This is a genomic window from Gordonia sp. Swx-4 (assembly GCF_030316175.1).
GTDB classification, from domain to species: Bacteria; Actinomycetota; Actinomycetes; order Mycobacteriales; family Mycobacteriaceae; genus Gordonia; species Gordonia alkanivorans.
Genome location: NZ_CP128197.1, coordinates 3,554,090 through 3,569,961 on the forward strand (window position 1 = coordinate 3,554,090; position 15,872 = coordinate 3,569,961).

Genomic DNA, 15,872 nt, shown 5'->3' on the forward strand with positions numbered 1-15,872 from the left:
CCCCTACGCCAGCCGCGTGATCTCCACGATGACGTCGAGATCCGTTGCGCCACCACCGGTGTAGACCCCCTTGAGTGGCGACACATCCGCATAGTCGCGGCCGACGCCGACCGACACGTGCTGCTCGGTGATCGGAGTGTCGTTGGTCGGGTCGTAGCCCCACCAGCCGCCGGTCCATGCCTCGATCCATGCGTGGCTCTGGCCTTGGACCGTCTTGCCGATCGCCGCATTCGGTTTCGGATGCAAGTACCCCGACACGTAGCGGGCCGGAATTCCCAGGCCGCGCAACATAACCAGGGTGAGGTGGGCGTAGTCCTGGCAGACCCCCTTGCGCTCGTTCCAGGCGTCGACGGCCGTGGTGTGCACGCCCGTGGTGCCGGGTACGTACTCCATCTCCTCATGGACGAACCGGGACAGCGCCTCGACCGTCTCCGCCGGGGTGAGCCCCTTGGCGACCTTCTTCGCCGCCGCGATCAACTGCCGGTTCTTCGGCACATAGGTGGTGTTGGAGAGCATCTCGTCGTAGCGATCCATGGTGGCCTCACTGCGGATGTCCTCCCACGACGCCTGGTCTTCCTCTGCCGGACGCTGTCCGGCGTCGGTCTCGACGACCGACATGCCCGACACCTCGAGCTCCTCGTGCGGTGCGTGTAGGTCGAAGGCGGTGACCGCGGTACCCCAGTAGTCGGTGTAGCGGTACGACCTGGTGGCCGGCACGGTCTCGACACGATTGACGATCACGTTCTGCCGGGCGTCACTGCGGGGCGTGATCCGGGCCTCGTTGTACGAGGAGGTGACGGGACTGTGGTACGCGAAACCGGTCGAATGGACGACGCGCAGACGCCAGCTCACAGTTCACTCTCCTCGATAACCTGGTTGTCGCTGACGCGGGTGTCGGCCCACGAGACGTACGGCGACACATGGAAGTACTGCTTGGTGACCGCCTCGTTGACGGCACGGCAGGTGTCCTGCAGATCGACGAGCCGCTCCTGCAGTCCGTCGAGCAGCTCGCCGGGTTCGAGGAACTCCAGCGAACTCCGCGCCCGGCCGAGCAGCAGCTGGGCCTCGGCCTGCGCGCCGACGCGGCTGGGCCCCTTCTCGAGCTGGCCGAGGTTGCGTTCGGCGACGCTGAGCGCGTGGAAGATCGACCGCGGGAAGAGACGGTCGAGCAGGATGAACTCGACGATGTTCTCCGCGTCGAGGACGCCGCGGTAGGTGCGCAGGAAGGTGTCGTGACCGCCGGCGGAGACCAGCACGTTGACCCATGCGGGCGACGAGGTGCGATCCCCCGCTCGCGACAACAGCATTCGGATCGTCATGTCGACCCGCTCGACGGAGCGGCCGAGCAGCAGGTAGCGGTAGCCGTCGTCGTGGCTGAGGGTGGCGTCGGCGAGTCCGGCGAACATGGCCGCACGGTTCTTCACGTACGAGAGGAACTCGTGCGGACCGAGGCGGCGCGACCGGCGTTCGGCGGCGTCGAGTCCGTTGTAGGTGGTGTTGAGACACTCCCACAGCTCGCTCGACGTGACTTCCCTTGCGCCGCGCGCATTCTCGCGTGCCGCGCGGATGAGGTCGACGATCGACCCGACCGCGTCGGCATCGTAGGCCACGCGTTCCGTCAGCGACCAGACGTCGAGTTCCTCGTCGGTCTCCGGCGCCTCGAGCCCGAGTACCTGGATGATCAGTCGCGCCTGCTGGTCGACGTCGACGGTGGTGTCCTCGAGCAGCTGGTGGATCGCGACGTCGAGGATGCGCGCCATGTCGTCGGCGCGCTCCACGTACCTGCCGATCCAGTACAACGACTCGGCGTTGCGCGCCAACATCATCGGGGATCACCGCCCTGCTGTTGCTGCTGTTGGGTCTGGGTGTGCACCGGGTCGGGGGCGCTGTCGGCGGGCCGGGCCGCGGCGACGCCACTGGTGGTGACCACCTTCGCGCCGGACAGTTCTCGTTCGGCCTCCGACGTCCGGCTGGCGAGCACCCAGGTGTCCTTGGAGCCGCCGCCCTGGCTGGAGTTCACCACCAGCGACCCCTCCGGCAGGGCGACGCGAGTGAGGCCGCCGGGCAGGACCCAGACCGACTCGCCGTCGTTGACGGCGAACGGACGCAGGTCGACGTGACGCGGACGGATCTCGTTGCCGATCTTCGTCGGCACCGTCGACAGCTGCACGACGGGTTGTGCGATCCAGCCGCGCGGATCGTTGCGGACCTTGCGGGCCAGGGTGTCCAGCTCCGCCTTGGTGGCCTCGGGCCCGAAGACGATGCCGTATCCACCCGATCCCTCAACGGGTTTCACGACGAGCTCGTCGATGCGGTCGAGCACCTCTTCGCGCTCCTCGGGAAGCCAGCAGCGCAGGGTGTCGACGTTCTGCAGGCTCGGCTTCTCACCGAGGTAGTACTCGATGATCTCCGGGACATAGGTGTAGATCAGCTTGTCGTCGCCGACACCGTTGCCGACCGCGCTCGAGATGACCACGTTTCCGGCGCGGGCCGCGTTGACCAGTCCCGCGACACCCAGCATCGAATCGGGGCGGAACTGCATCGGGTCGAGGTAGTCGTCGTCGATGCGACGGTAGATGACGTCGACGCGCTGTTCGCCCTCGGTGGTGCGCATGTAGACGACGTTGTCGCGGCAGAACAGATCTCGGCCCTCGACGAGCTCGACACCCATCAGGCGTGCGAGCAACGAGTGTTCGAAGTACGCGGAGTTCGCCACCCCCGGGGTGAGCACGACGATGTTCGGGTCGGCCTCGTTGAACGCCGCCGATGCGCGCAGCGCACGCAGCAGATGGCTCGGATAGTCGGCCACCGCGCGGACGCGGTGTTTGGAGAAGAGGTCGGGGAACACGCGCGCCATCGCGCGGCGGTTCTCGAGCACGTATGAGACACCCGACGGCGACCGCAGGTTGTCCTCGAGGACCCGGAAGTCGCCGTTCTCGTCGCGGATCAGGTCGATGCCGGCGACGTGGATGCGAACACCGTTGGGCGGCCGAATGTTTGCTGCCTGCCGATGGAAGTGCTCACAGGAGTGGACGAGCCGTTTCGGCAGCACGCCGTCGCGCAGGATCTCCTGCTCACCGTAGATGTCGTCGAGGAACAACTCGAGCGCCTGCACGCGCTGGGTGATACCCGCTTCGAGCTTGCTCCACTCCCCGGCCGAAATCACGCGCGGCACAATGTCCAACGGGAAGGGGCGTTCCTGGCCGGACAGCGAGAAGGTCACACCCTGATCGAGGTAGGCGCGGCCCAACGCTTCGACGCGGGCCTCGACCAGGTCGGACGAGTCCTCGTCGGACATCGCCTTGTAGATGCCGCGATACGGGGTGCGCACATCGCCCGCGGCATCGAACATCTCGTCATATGCCTTGCCGTACGGACCTTTTGAGTACCCACCGAAGTTCCCGGTGAAGTTCTCCTCACCGCTCGACTTGCGGGATCTGCCTCCTGACCCCGAACTCTTCGACGATCCGGAGCGGCCCGAGGCAGCCTTCCCGGACGAGCTCGACGTCGTTGTCTTCGCGGATGCGGACTTTCGCGGCGCCTTCTTGGCGGGCGCACTTGTCGATGCGGGGGTCATAAATTGCCATGGTGCCGCATAACCGCGAAATCGGCACCACGGTTGGCCGACCGTGTCGTGCGCGCCATGCGCCGGCGCCTCAGAGCGAACGTCGCATCGCGAGGGCGCGGCGCTTGACTCGCCGCAGGACATTGGCTGCGCGCGTCTTCATCGGCGGTCCGACCTTGGGCAGCGGCGCGACGAGGACCATCGAGGCGATCGTGTCGAGAGCCACGTCGAGCACCTCGCGATCGGAGGGCATCGGCGCGTCGTCGGCGGCACCGTCCGCCGACACCTCGAGGTCGGCGAGGTCGCCTGCGACGTCGTATCCCGCGCTGCGTACCGCCTCCACCATCGTGGCCGCCTGCGCGGCGGCCCACTGCCGGTGTTTGACCGTCAGCCCCTGGGGCGCGCCCGAGCGCGCCTCGAACAGGATCTCGCCGATCACCTGCCCCTTGATGATGCGTTCGTACCGGCGCCATTCGATGGTCTCCGGCTGCAGGCGCTGGTTCAGACCGCGGAGGAACTCGGCCTGCGACGCCGACAGCGAGCTGTTGAGGCTGGGCACCGGGATGTTCAGCGGTGCCGCGTCGACCTCCAGGACGCGGAGGAAGCGATCCCAGAGGGCGTCGCCCTGCGCCGGCCGACCGCGCGGCACGGTCACCACGTGGACGCGTTCGGGTCCGACGAACTTCGCCCACTTGGCGAGGATGCCGACGTGGTCCTGGAACTCCCAGAACGGTTCGTCCTCGACGAGCGGACCGGCATTCTCCGCGGACACCTCACCCACCGTGTTCGATTCCGCCGCGAACGCGACCGCGTCGACGAACTCGTCGAAGGAGGCACGCCGCTGGTTCTTGACGTTCTCCTGCCAGACCGACGGGAGCTGGCGGGCGAGGTCGCGAACCGTTGCGATGACGTGCACCTCGTCGGCGAACGACAGATCGGCCAGGAGCCGCTCGATCTGCTCGCTCGTCGCGGTGCTGTAGAGCTCATGCGACAGCAGCGAGGTCTGGGGCCAGGCCCGCATCTGCCCGAGCAGCTTGGGCCACACCCCGGAGAAGGCCGGGTCGGCCCAGTCGAGGTAGCGCTCTGGCTGGAGGTGGACCGCGGCGTGGAAGTGATCGGAGATGACGTTGCCCGGATAGAGCAACCCGGACGTCTGCAACGCCAGGTCACGGTTGCGCCAGAGTCGATCCTGCAGGTGCGTGGTGCCGGTCTTCGGGAGGCCGATGTGTACGTAAACGACGGACATGATGACTCGAGCCTAGACTTTTGCCCACGATGATTCTTTTCGGCGCGCATCGGCCCGACGACGGATTTTGGGCTGACTGATCCCGGCTGGTAATGTTGTCCGCTGTTGCGGTGACGCCGTGAAGTTCCTTCACGCGCCGACGCCGCGCGGTGCGAGTTCGGGCCAACCGGTCCGCCGCCCGACCAGAACAGACAGACATATCCACCAGCAACGACAGAGGTAACACGCGTGGCGAACATCAAGTCTCAGATCAAGCGCAACCGCACCAACGAGAAGAACCGGCAGCGCAACGTGTCGGTGAAGTCGGCCCTGCGTACCTCGATCCGTAGCTTCCGCGAGGCCGTCGAGTCCGGCGACAAGGACAAGGCTACCGAGCTCGGTCAGGCTGCGAGCCGCAAGCTCGACAAGGCCGCCAGCAAGGGCGTCATCCACGCCAACCAGGCCGCCAACAAGAAGTCGGCCATCGCTCTCGCGGTCAACAAGCTCTGAGCTGACCCACTCCGACCTCCGGGTCGCCTCGGCGCATGGCGCGCCGCCATATGTTCATACTCACGATCACCCCGGTAGCATCCACGCGGTTGCCGGGGTGATCGTCGTTCTTCTCTGCTGAGAGATACCGTCCGCCCGGCCGCGCGCGGTTGAGTCGCTCCCCTCGCCTGGGTGAGAAGTCGTCCCCGTGACTGGCGCCCGAGGGCACATTGCCCCCGCTATCGCGTCAGGGGGACGAGTTTCGACGCCGATCCGCTGACCGAGACTCGGCCAGTCGGCAGTAGCCGATACCTACTGCCGACTCAGTTCCGACGACGCCCGTCCGGCCGGAGATCTGCAACCGCGGCGACGGCATAGGTCAGTGCGTAGTCGGCATCGGCGGCCTGTCCCTTGACATCGCCGTTGAGTTTCGCGACCACCCCGACCGCGCGGGCGATCGACTCCGAGTCCCATGCCTTGGCCTTCGCCTGCACGCTCTTGACCCGGTTCGGCGGCATGCCGAGTTCGGAGGCGGCGGCGAAGTGGTCGATCGACCCCATCGGCCGGATGCGGGCGATGGCGTGGACGGCTTCGGCGAGGGCGTCGGCCAGGAGTACGCGCGGCACTCCGTGGTGCAGCGCCCAGGCGAGCGACTCGAGTGCTCCGGCCCGGTCCCCCAGGACTGCTTTGTCGGCGACCTCGAAGCCGGTCACCTCGGACCGGCCCTGGTAGTACAGCTGCACGCTCTCGCGGTTCACCTTGCCGCCGGTGTCGGCGACGAGCTGGGCGCATGCGGCAGCGAGCTCACGCAGTTCGGAACCGACACTCTCGACGACCTGCTCGACGACGTCGGCGCTGACCTTCACACCGAGTGAGCGGAACTCGTTGCGGACGAAGGTCATCCGGTCCGATGCCCACTTCGGCGCGGTGGTCGTGTGCTCGACGGCGCCGGCCTTCTTCAACGCCGGAACCATCGACTTCGCGCGTCCCCCACCGGAGTGGATCACCATCAGCGTGATGCCCTCGGGCAGCGACGTGGCCGTCGTCGCGATGAGCGCGGCCGGCTCCTTGCCTGCCTCTGCGGCCGCTTCGATGACGACGATGCGTTCCTCGGCGAACAGCGACGGGCTGAGCAGCTCGGCGAGCTCGTGTTCGCTGACGTCACCGGCACGCACCCGGGTGACCGGGACCGGGGTGCCCGCTTCCTTCGACGACGCCTCGGCGACCGCGGAGATCACCCGGCCGGTCAGGAAGTCGTCGTCTCCGAGGAGCAGGTGCAGGTGATCGGTCACGTGCTCATCGTGCCAGATCGGGCCGACATGGCTGCGGGGACTACGGCGGCGGTCCCGGCGTCGTGCGTGCGGCCCGGCCCGTGCCGGGCGGTTCTCAGACCACGGACCTACGACGACCCCGCGAGCCCGTTCTCCAGCGCGTACAGGCTGGCGCCCACCCGATTCGACGCCCCGATCTTGGTATACGTCCGCTCGACATGATTGCGCACCGTCTTCTCGCTCAGAACGAGCTTCGACGCGATGTCCCGGTTGGACAGCCCACGCGCGACGAGTCCGAGGATCCCCCGCTCCCGCCGCGTCAACGCGTCGCTGTGCCGCGCCCGGGTCCGCGCGTGTCCGGCGGCGGCGAGAACGGCCTCGACGCAGTCGGCGTCGAGTTCACCGCGATGGGCGCGGCGCTCGAGCCGTGAGACCGCCTCGTCCGTCGACATCGCCGCCCGGTACGGCCGGGGTTCGACCGCCGACCGATACGTGACTGCGGCAGCGAGAATGCGCTCCGGCTGCCCGAGCGCCGGTCCGTTGAGTCCCAGTGGATAGCCGGTCCCGTCGAGGTGCTCGTGGTGGGTCCGGGCGATGCGTGCCACGTCCCGGAGACCCGGGATGCGCGTGAGGACGCGGTCGGTGAGATACGGGTGCATGCGGACGCGCTCCCACTCCGCCGCGGTGAGGTCCCCGGCCTTCGACCAGATCTGATTCGACACCCCGATTCGCCCGACGTCATGAAGCCACCCCGCACGACGAGTCGCGTCGATGTCCGATCGTTCGACACCGAGGTGCCCCGCAGCCGATTCGGCCAGCGCCGACACTCCGCGTGAATGCCCCAGCGCGAAGGGACATTTCAGGTCGACGAAATCTCCGATGGCGAGCAGCAGATGGTCCAGTCCCGGATCGTCGAGACGGAGCTCGGCATCCGGCGCGATCGCCAACGCCAGCTCCCACGGATCGTCGGAGTCAGCCGGGAAGAGAGTCGCGGGATCGTCGACGAAGGCATCGACGACGTCGGGATCGAAGTGCCCTCCCCGCCGGCTCCGCGCCATCGCGACCGCCCCGTCGACGCCATACGTGCGCTGGTGGACCTCGGCCATGTCGGCCAGTTGTGCCACCCGCATCTCGATCGGGATCTCCACACCGGACACCCCGCCGGGAAGCCCTCCCCCGTCGAAGCGCTCGAACGTGTAGGTGATCGCCTGCTCGACGTCGGGACCCAGTCCGATGTGGCCGGCCAGCGCAGCCGCCGACAGGCAGTGCGAGTGCACGAGTGCCGCGATAGCGCCGCGCGAATCCCGGAAGAGTTCGGCCATGATCTTCATCCGATGCGGAAGTGATTCTCCGCGACCGAGATTGCCGATGAGGAAACGCAGATACGGAAGTCCCGACCAGTCGACGAGATAGGCGTCGCGGCGCACCGCGATGTCGTCGCCGAACCAGCGCGCGTACTCGGCGGAGTCGGCGTGACAGCCGATCCACATCACGAGCGTCGCGTAGTAGACGGTGTCCTGTTGCGATCGGTCGAGCCCCAGCCGGCGCGCCAATCGCGTGGCGATGACCGCCGACCGCAGCATGTGCTCGGCTGGCTGACCGAGTCCGAGGTCGATGGCGACGGACAGGCCGGCCAGCACCTCGACTCGACGCGGAAGCACCCTTTGCGGGCTCATGACGTTCATTGTCGCGCTCATCGCCTCGGGTGTCAGGCGACTCGCGCGTGCGCCGGCCCCGACGCTCGACGCGCACGCAGCCCGGGCACCAGCATCGGGACGCGACGCCGATACTCGACATAGTCGTTCCCGAAGTCCCGGATCAGATCCCGTTCCTCCAAGTGGATACCGATGAAGACGTATCCCGTTGTCGCGCAGGCGAACAGAAGATGTCCGGCGGTCATCGTCGGGGCCACCCAGAACGCGATGACGAAGCCCAGGTAGATCGGGTGTCGCACGATTCCGTACCAGAGGGGTGTGATGAACCGATACGGCGGGAGCGGCCGCCGCCGCGCGTTGGCGACCACCTGTCGCAGACCGAACAGGTCGAAGTGGTTGATGAGGAACGTCGAGGTCAGGACGAGGACCCAGCCGAACAACGACGCCGCGACGAGGACCCACCGCAAGGCCGATGTGGAGACGTCCCACACGGTGGTGGTGATCGGATGCCACCACCAGAGCAGAGCTGCCAGGCACGCGGTCGCCGCCAGGACGTAGGTGCTGCGCTCGATCGGCTGGGGCACGATGCGCGTCCACCGACGTTTGTACCCGTCGCGCGCCATGACGCTGTGCTGCGCGGCGAACAGCGTCAGCAGTCCGAGGTCGACCACCACCGCCGCCACGACCCCCGTCGACGGCCCGCCACGATCGATGGTCCGCGGCACGATATCGACGCCGCCGATGACGATCGAGGCGTTCTCGACGAACGCGATCGCCCACAGGAACACCACCAGGAAGGCGACGTAGGCAGTCACCCCATAGGCGAGGTAGACGGTGCGGGTGAGAAGGGTTGCCGCCGGGGCGGTGTCCGTTGGCGACGGCGATTCCATCGTGGTCATGTCTGTACTCCTGTGTCGGTGAAGGCGTGCGTGGTGTCGTTTGCGGCGTCGGGTGCATCGAAAGCCGATCGGCCGACGAAGAACAGTCCGCGTTGCGGGAGGGGGATGTCGCCGATGCTGATCTGTTCGTCGAGTGGTGCGGGAGAACCGAAAGTCTCACCGTCCAGCCACGCCCGGCTGTCGGCGACGCGCCAGACGTACAGCGGTGTCCCGCGGAACTGCGGCCCGTTGGGGGTCCGGGCGCACATGCGGATTCGGCCGGCGCGCAGCATGAGCGTCGCCATCGGCCCGACGGCGTGCAGCATGGTCCGGCTGCGCCACGCTGCGGTGGGCGTCGCACCGCTCAGCGTGGTCATCAGCCGGGTCGCCGGTGACGAGGCCAGCTCCACCGTCCAGCGGAGCGTGTCGCCCATCGTCACCTCGAACGTCTGGTCGTCGGCCCATCCGACATTGATCGACGGAACGCGCCGTGTGGTCGCGCCCGCGCCGAAGTAGCGTGGGCAACTCTGGTCCGGCTCGGTTGTGGTGTAAAGCGTCCAGAGGCCGTGCGGATCTCGATGCCAGACGGACCGATACGCGGGTCCGATGAAACTGGCGACCATGTCGCGCAGGGCCAGATAGTGGCCCGACGCAAACGGCAGGCCCATGACGCCGTACCCGGCGAATCGCTCGTCATCGCCGTCGGCGAGCCGTGGGTGAGCGCGGGCTTCGGTGACGACTTCTCGGGGTGTATGTGTGTTCATGACCCCAGCGTCGTCCGCGACCCGCCTCACCCGCGTGGGGCATCTGCCTCAACTTCTCCTCACCCGAACACCTCCACACTCGCCCACCCCGGACCGCCGAGGGTGTGCGCGCACCGGATCATCCACCACAGTTCCGGCCCCAGCGCACGGACCAACAGTTCCGCGATCCCCGCGCCGATCCCATCCGGTGGACCGATCGCACCCACGAGGGCAGCAACGGTACCGACCACACTGATGACCGCGACGACGGGCGCGACGAGCAGATTGGCGACGATCCCGACCACCGACAGCTGACCGGTGACCAGCACGACGATCGGAGCGGTGACGACTTGCGCGGTGACCGCCATTGCGATCACCTCCGCCAACCCCGGTGGACACCGCCACCCCCGCAACCGATCCCGCAGCCGCGGTGCCCACAGCACGATGGCGCAGGTGGCCGCCACCGACAGCGCGAAGCCTGGTTGCAGAGCGAGTTCCGGCCACCACAGGAGACCACCGATCACCGCGGCCCCGAGAGCCGGCATCGACTGCGACCGACGCGACGCGAACAGCGCCAGCACCCCGACCGCACCCATCAGCGCTGCCCGCAACACGCTCGGCGTGGGTCGGACGAGCATCACGAATCCGACGATCACCACCAGCCCGACGACCGCCGCGGCACGCGGTGGCACCCCGATGCTCCGGACGATGAGAAGCGCAGCGCCGCAGACGATCGCGAAGTTCGCCCCGGACACCGCCGTGAGGTGGCTCAGTCCGGCGGCGCGGAAGTCGTCGCGCAGATCCTCGTGCACGCCACTCTCGTCGCCGAGCACCAGACCCGGCAGCAGACCCGCGGCCTCCGGATCGAGGCCGCGGGTGGCCACCAGCTGCAGGCGTTGCCGGATCGATCCGGCGACTCGCTGATACGCGGGCGGGCCGCCGATCAGCTTCGGAGTCGAGGCGGTCAGCGATGCGACGAGGAGCGTTCGGCTCGGCGGTGGCCGTACCTTCACGACCGCGACAACCCGTTGGCCGGGCAGCAACCCCGACCATGCCCGCGCCGCGGCACGCAGGTCCGCGGGCGCGGACGTAACCCGCTGACCGCCAATCTGTTCGACGTCTACGCGTACGCGAATCCGCCCCTGCCTCGCCGGTCCGATCGGGGTCGGATCGCTGCGCAGGGTCATGACCGCCGTCGCCTTGCCCGACACGTGTGCCAGCGGGTGGTCGGCGCGCGCCTCCTGCCGGAGCGCGAGCGATGCCGCACAAGCGGCGGCCAGACCGGCTCCCACGACGACGAGCCCCACCATTTCCCAGCCGAACCGGCGGGAACCGACCACACCGACGACGGCCACCAGTGACGCGACGATCGCCATGCCGACGCCGACACCAACGGGGGCCATCAGACCGCACGCCGTCACCGACCACACCACCACCGCCGGAACGAGCAGCCGAAAGTCCATCCTCAGACCGTCACGAGGTCACGAAGTCTGGCCAGCCGCGCCGGACCGATCCCGTCCACCTCGGCGAGCTGATCCACAGACATGAAGCGGCCGTTGCGTTCTCGCCAGTCGAGGATCGCCTTCGCCGTCACCGGCCCGACCCCGGGCAGCGCATCCAGTTCGGTCTCGGTCGCCGTGTTCAGGTTGACCCGACCGCCGGCCTCCGCCGCCGACGACGCCGGTGGCGGACTGCCCGGGTCCGCCGAGGGACCGGGCGCCGGCGCAGCACCTTCCGCACCGACCACCGCACTGCGCATCGACATCTGCCCCTCACCACCGGCGTAGCCCACGAGGACCTGATCGCCATCGCGCAGGACCTGAGCAAGATTCAGCGACAACAGATCCGCACCCTTACGGGCGCCACCGGCCTGTTCGATCGCCTCCGCGACCCGTGCTCCGGGAGCCAGACGAACCAGTCCGGGTTTGTTCACGAGGCCGACGACACTCACGACCAACTGCGCCGGCGTCGTACTCGGTTGCGCGGCAGTCGGCGCCGACACCTCTGACGTCGACGACGGTCCGGGTGCACCGAAGTCCACCACCGGCGTCGTATCCGTTCCGCGGAACAGTCCGAATCCCGCCACGACGCAGGCGATCACCCCGACCGCGATCAGCGCGATCGCCGCGGGCGGTGCCACGGCAAAGCGTCGGCGTGCAACAGGGGCGTCGTCCTCGTCCCAGTCCCCGCCCGGAGAGTCGGCGTCCGGGTCGAGCACGTCGTCGAATCGCCCGACCCGACCACGCCGCGGTGGCGACGGCGACGGCGGCGCATCCAGCCACGTCGGCATCCCGCCGATCCCCCAACCGGGATGCGCGGGCTCCTCGACTGCGACAGCCGCGCCCGGGTCACCGACACCGGGCGGCGGGTCGGATTCGGCAGCGGCCGGAGACAGATCCCGACGAGCCGGCGGCTCGACGACCGGTCCCAGACGGTCCAGCGGATTCCGCCGTCCTGATGCGCTCATGGCGCCACACGCTAGGGCGGTTCAGTGCCGAATCGACGTGGCCCGGCGCGCAGCCGAGAGATCTGTGGACAGCAACCAGACTGTGCACCGATTCCCGATTCAGGTCCCGACCGGACCGCGCTCAGCTCTCCTCGAGCCCTTCGATCGGGTCGAGGTGCGAGGCGATGACGATACCGACCGATCCGGGACCCACATGGGAGCCGAGGATCGGTCCGAGGTCGACGGTCAGCTCGGAGGTCACCATCCGTAGACGGTTGCGCAGCGTGGCGAGGACTTCCGCCGCGACGTCCGGGGTCTCGCAGTGCTGGACGCCGACCGTGACCGCGCGTCCTCCTGCGGATTCGACCGCCGCGTCGACCATCTTGTCGAGCGCCTTGGAGAAGGTGCGGTGACGTTCCTTGAGCTGGAGCGTGCCGTCGACCATGTGCAGGATCGGCTTGATCGACAGTGCCGAACCGAAGAGCCTGCCGGCGGCGGAGATCCGGCCGCTCTGGCGCAGGTTGTCGAGCTGCTGGACGCACAGCAGCGAGTCGACGGTCGCGGCCTGCCGGATCGCGGACTCGTACACGCGATCCCGGTCGGCGCCGTTCGCGGCCGCCTGCGCCGCCCCGATGGCGGTGAAACCCACTGCGAGACCGACGGATCGGGAGTCGACGATGCGGACCTGCCCGGAGAACTTCTCGGCTGCCAGCCGCGCCGAGCTCCACGTGCCGGACAGCTTTCGCGACATGTGCACCGCCACCACGCCGGCACCTTCGCTCGCTTCGAGTGCCGACTCGAAGTACTCCGTCAGTTCACTCGGATTGGCACCCGAGGTGGTCACGCCCGGTGTCGACACCACATCCTCCGGGATGTAGTCGACGCCCTCGCGGTAGTCCTTGTCCTCGATCGTGACATGTAGCGGGACCTGCCGGATCCCGTAGTGCTCGGTGACCGACTCCGGTAACCGAGACGACGAATCTGTGACGACGACGACAGGCACCCGTCTACGTTAGCCGGTTCACCGGTCGGACCTCACATGGGAGTCGCGACGTCCGTCGACTACGTGTTCGCCCGACTCTTCTCGACCACGGGCGTCACCAGATCGGCGATCTGACGATGGCAGGAGAAGCCCCAGTGGATGCCGTCCGGGTTCATCGCCGCCGCCGGATCCTCGAAGGCGTCCCGCGTCACCGGATAGAAGTCGACGCAGGGCAACCCGTGCTGCTCCGCCCACCGCGCCATCGCCGCCGTCGTCGGAATTCGGCCCGTGTGGACATGGCCGTAATACGGGCTGCTGTGCGTCGGCGGGAGGCACACGACGATCGGCAGATCCGGACGGAGCTGTGAGAGGGCCTCATGGATCTTCTCGAGATATTCGACGGTCACCTTCGGCGGCAACGCCAGCGGCCACCCCAGACGCGCGCCACGGGGTTGCACCCACGAGTACGCGTCACGCACCAACTGCCGCAGCCGATTCGGTCGCACGTAGCGAATCTGCTCGCGCAGCGCGGTCGGCAGCGGCGAGGGCAACGTGTCCATGCCGCCGAATGCCAGCACGACGACATCGGTGTGCGGCACGGTGGCCCAGATGTTCGGGTCCTGGGTCAGCGCCCACCAGACGTCGCGGCTCGTCCAGCCGATCCGGCCGAACAGCTTCACCGGCAGGTCCACGTCGGCGCCGACGAGTGACGGCCAGATCCGCGGATCGTTCGCGGGCAGCCCGCCGACCGGACCGTAGTAGGCCAGCGAATCGGACAGGACCATCATGCAGCGCTCTCCCGAGGGGGCGCCGCCGTTCACGTCGGTCACTGAACGGCGGGGTCCGAGTCCTCGGCCGACGCGTTCCACACGTCGAGCCGCCACCGCGGAAGGTCGCCGGGCACACCATGGCCCGACAGCTGCACCCAGCTGGTGTTCGCGAGACCACCGAAGACCGGCCAGTTGTCCACCGGCAGACCGAGGAGCGCCGCGGTCATCGCCGCGATGACCCCACCATGGGCCACCAGCACCACCGGCGCCTCGGGATTGTCGCCGACACCCCAGTCCGGCAACTGCTCGATCAGCTCGTCGACCAGCGGAGTGGAGCGCCTCGCCACGTCGACGCGGCTCTCGCCACCCGGCGGCGTCCAGGTCGCGTCGTCGCGCCACACCGCCCGTGCGCCCGGCATGACCTCGTCGACGTCGAGATGCGTCAGACCCTGCCACTCGCCGAGATGCGTCTCACGAAGGCGCACATCGGTTGTCACCGGAAGGCCGGTCCGCTGTGCGAGAGCCTCCGCGGTGTCGCGGGCACGCTTCAGGTCCGACGACCAGATCACCAGCGGTTGCCGCTTCGCCAGTTCGTTCGCGGCCGAATTCGCCTGCCGCACACCCAGCTCGGAGAGGTCGGTGTCGAGCTGGCCCTGCATACGGCTGCCCGCGTTGTACTCGGTCTGCCCGTGGCGCAACAGGATCAGCCGCCGGACGACCGGGGTCAGACGCTCGACCGAAGTGTCGTGGGTGTCGGGACCCCCGCTCACGTAAGTCCTTCGACCTCGACGACCGGGCAGTCCTTCCACAGACTCTCCAGCGCGTAGAAGCGGCGCTCGTCGGTGTGCTGGATGTGCACGACGATCTCGGCGTAATCGAGCAGCGCCCAACGCCCCTCACGGGTGCCCTCGCGACGCAGCGGCTTGTGCCCGGCCTCGCGCAACTTCTCCTCGACCTCGTCGACGATCGAATTGACCTGTCGCTCGTTGTCCGCCGACGCGATGACGAAGGCGTCGGTGATCACCAACTGTTCCGACACATCGATCACCGTCACCTCATGGGCGAGCTTCTCCGCGGCCGCCAGAGCAGCCACCTTGGCCATCTCCAACGCTTCAGCTGACGCAGTCACACAAGTCCTCTCGAAATTCCCTCAGGGCTCGACACCCGCTCGCTCCGCTCCCGGCGCGGACACCCCGGGCGACGACGCCCGAGGCGCACGATACAGCTTCCTCTTCGCGATGTACTGCACGACGCCGTCGGGCACCAGGTACCAGACCGGACGACCCTGCGCCGCACGTGTGCGGCATTCGGTCGACGAGATCGCCAGCGCCGGGATCTCCAGCAGGTGCAGCGTGTCGTCCGGCATCTGCGCGAGATGCTGGGCCAGATGGGTGGCGTCGAGCTCGTAGCCGGGCCGGCTCACGCCCACGAAGCGAGCGAGGTCGAACAGTTCCTCCCAATCCTGCCAGGACAGGATCGACTCCAGCGCATCGGCGCCGGTGATGAAGTACAGCTGCGCGTCCGGCAGTTGCTTCCGCAGATCGCGCAACGTGTCGACGGTGTAGGTGTCGCCGTCCCGGTCGATGTCGACGCGACTCACGCTGAACTGCGGATTCGACGCCGTCGCGATGACCGTCATCAGGTACCGGTCCTCGGGCGGACTCACCGTCGTGTGCTCGCCCAGCTTCTGCCACGGGCGCCCGGTCGGGACGAAGATCACCTCATCCAGTTCGAAGCGATGAGCGACCTCGCTCGCCGCCACCAGGTGCCCGTTGTGGATCGGGTCGAACGTGCCACCCATCACGCCGATGCGGCGCGCACGATGGCGGTCGGTTGACATGGACGGTC

The 15,872-nt window shown here is 68.1% G+C and carries 16 protein-coding genes; 1 reads left to right on the forward strand and 15 read right to left on the reverse strand.

The window, feature by feature from the left end; translation table 11 throughout:
- Positions 1-3 precede the first annotated feature (3 nt).
- The 4 genes from PWF70_RS16215 to PWF70_RS16230 all read right to left on the reverse strand — a co-directional run bounded on the left by PWF70_RS16215 (position 4) and on the right by PWF70_RS16230 (position 4,811).
- Positions 4-852 (reverse strand): transglutaminase family protein, encoded by an 849-nt coding sequence (locus PWF70_RS16215; protein WP_042376346.1) that lies wholly within the window; start codon positions 850-852, stop codon positions 4-6.
- On the reverse strand, positions 849-1,826 hold the full coding sequence (locus PWF70_RS16220) for an alpha-E domain-containing protein (RefSeq protein ID WP_127962758.1): 978 nt from the start codon (positions 1,824-1,826) through the stop codon (positions 849-851). The genes PWF70_RS16215 and PWF70_RS16220 overlap by 4 nt, the downstream gene beginning before the upstream one ends.
- The gene (locus PWF70_RS16225; RefSeq protein WP_035751293.1) at positions 1,823-3,577 is read right to left on the reverse strand and encodes a circularly permuted type 2 ATP-grasp protein; all 1,755 of its coding nucleotides are present in this window, start codon (positions 3,575-3,577) and stop codon (positions 1,823-1,825) included. The genes PWF70_RS16220 and PWF70_RS16225 overlap by 4 nt, the downstream gene beginning before the upstream one ends.
- Before the next feature lie 79 nt (positions 3,578-3,656).
- The gene (locus PWF70_RS16230) at positions 3,657-4,811 is read right to left on the reverse strand and encodes a hypothetical protein (protein ID WP_042376348.1); all 1,155 of its coding nucleotides are present in this window, start codon (positions 4,809-4,811) and stop codon (positions 3,657-3,659) included.
- A gap of 228 nt (positions 4,812-5,039) precedes the next feature.
- Between PWF70_RS16230 and rpsT the strand changes: the two genes are divergently transcribed.
- Positions 5,040-5,300, forward strand: a complete 261-nt coding sequence (gene rpsT / locus PWF70_RS16235) for a 30S ribosomal protein S20 (protein WP_006359335.1) — start codon at positions 5,040-5,042, stop codon at positions 5,298-5,300.
- A gap of 302 nt (positions 5,301-5,602) precedes the next feature.
- On the opposite strand, the gene holA is transcribed toward rpsT, so the two are convergent.
- The 11 genes from holA to nadD all read right to left on the reverse strand — a co-directional run bounded on the left by holA (position 5,603) and on the right by nadD (position 15,864).
- The gene (gene holA / locus PWF70_RS16240) at positions 5,603-6,571 is read right to left on the reverse strand and encodes a DNA polymerase III subunit delta (RefSeq protein WP_035751292.1); all 969 of its coding nucleotides are present in this window, start codon (positions 6,569-6,571) and stop codon (positions 5,603-5,605) included.
- Between the two features lie 107 nt (positions 6,572-6,678).
- A complete protein-coding gene (locus PWF70_RS16245) occupies positions 6,679-8,235 on the reverse strand; it encodes an HD domain-containing phosphohydrolase (protein ID WP_035751291.1) in 1,557 nt (518 codons plus the stop codon).
- A 23-nt stretch (positions 8,236-8,258) separates the two neighbouring features.
- Positions 8,259-9,104, reverse strand: a complete 846-nt coding sequence (gene mddA / locus PWF70_RS16250) for a methanethiol S-methyltransferase (protein ID WP_280088702.1) — start codon at positions 9,102-9,104, stop codon at positions 8,259-8,261.
- On the reverse strand, positions 9,101-9,847 hold the full coding sequence (locus PWF70_RS16255; RefSeq protein WP_280088701.1) for a hypothetical protein: 747 nt from the start codon (positions 9,845-9,847) through the stop codon (positions 9,101-9,103). The genes mddA and PWF70_RS16255 overlap by 4 nt, the downstream gene beginning before the upstream one ends.
- Before the next feature lie 59 nt (positions 9,848-9,906).
- The gene (locus PWF70_RS16260; RefSeq protein WP_035751286.1) at positions 9,907-11,289 is read right to left on the reverse strand and encodes a ComEC/Rec2 family competence protein; all 1,383 of its coding nucleotides are present in this window, start codon (positions 11,287-11,289) and stop codon (positions 9,907-9,909) included.
- Positions 11,290-11,291: 2 nt separating this feature from the next.
- On the reverse strand, positions 11,292-12,293 hold the full coding sequence (locus PWF70_RS16265; RefSeq protein ID WP_035751284.1) for a ComEA family DNA-binding protein: 1,002 nt from the start codon (positions 12,291-12,293) through the stop codon (positions 11,292-11,294).
- Positions 12,294-12,414: 121 nt separating this feature from the next.
- Positions 12,415-13,275, reverse strand: a complete 861-nt coding sequence (locus PWF70_RS16270; RefSeq protein ID WP_006359342.1) for a DegV family protein — start codon at positions 13,273-13,275, stop codon at positions 12,415-12,417.
- A 59-nt stretch (positions 13,276-13,334) separates the two neighbouring features.
- Positions 13,335-14,042 (reverse strand): diglucosylglycerate octanoyltransferase, encoded by a 708-nt coding sequence (gene octT / locus PWF70_RS16275; RefSeq protein ID WP_230461963.1) that lies wholly within the window; start codon positions 14,040-14,042, stop codon positions 13,335-13,337.
- Between the two features lie 38 nt (positions 14,043-14,080).
- Positions 14,081-14,794: a histidine phosphatase family protein gene (locus PWF70_RS16280; RefSeq protein ID WP_006359344.1), complete on the reverse strand. Its 714-nt coding sequence runs from the start codon at positions 14,792-14,794 to the stop codon at positions 14,081-14,083.
- The gene (gene rsfS / locus PWF70_RS16285) at positions 14,791-15,153 is read right to left on the reverse strand and encodes a ribosome silencing factor (RefSeq protein ID WP_035751282.1); all 363 of its coding nucleotides are present in this window, start codon (positions 15,151-15,153) and stop codon (positions 14,791-14,793) included. The genes PWF70_RS16280 and rsfS overlap by 4 nt, the downstream gene beginning before the upstream one ends.
- 21 nt (positions 15,154-15,174) lie before the next feature.
- Positions 15,175-15,864: a nicotinate-nucleotide adenylyltransferase gene (nadD, locus tag PWF70_RS16290; RefSeq protein WP_035751281.1), complete on the reverse strand. Its 690-nt coding sequence runs from the start codon at positions 15,862-15,864 to the stop codon at positions 15,175-15,177.
- Positions 15,865-15,872 lie beyond the last annotated feature (8 nt).

What these genes read in the sequence shown, in the direction of transcription:
- PWF70_RS16230 (WP_042376348.1), bottom strand. Translation starts at nt 4,811, where the DNA reads ATGTCCGTCGTTTACGTACACATCGGCCTCCCGAAGACCGGCACCACG.
- PWF70_RS16255 (WP_280088701.1), bottom strand. Translation starts at nt 9,847, where the DNA reads ATGAACACACATACACCCCGAGAAGTCGTCACCGAAGCCCGCGCTCAC.
- PWF70_RS16225 (WP_035751293.1), bottom strand. Translation starts at nt 3,577, where the DNA reads ATGACCCCCGCATCGACAAGTGCGCCCGCCAAGAAGGCGCCGCGAAAG.
- PWF70_RS16245 (WP_035751291.1), bottom strand. Translation starts at nt 8,235, where the DNA reads ATGAACGTCATGAGCCCGCAAAGGGTGCTTCCGCGTCGAGTCGAGGTG.
- PWF70_RS16265 (WP_035751284.1), bottom strand. Translation starts at nt 12,293, where the DNA reads ATGAGCGCATCAGGACGGCGGAATCCGCTGGACCGTCTGGGACCGGTC.
- nadD (WP_035751281.1), bottom strand. Translation starts at nt 15,864, where the DNA reads ATGTCAACCGACCGCCATCGTGCGCGCCGCATCGGCGTGATGGGTGGC.
- PWF70_RS16220 (WP_127962758.1), bottom strand. Translation starts at nt 1,826, where the DNA reads ATGATGTTGGCGCGCAACGCCGAGTCGTTGTACTGGATCGGCAGGTAC.
- mddA (WP_280088702.1), bottom strand. Translation starts at nt 9,104, where the DNA reads ATGACCACGATGGAATCGCCGTCGCCAACGGACACCGCCCCGGCGGCA.
- octT (WP_230461963.1), bottom strand. Translation starts at nt 14,042, where the DNA reads ATGATGGTCCTGTCCGATTCGCTGGCCTACTACGGTCCGGTCGGCGGG.
- PWF70_RS16260 (WP_035751286.1), bottom strand. Translation starts at nt 11,289, where the DNA reads ATGGACTTTCGGCTGCTCGTTCCGGCGGTGGTGGTGTGGTCGGTGACG.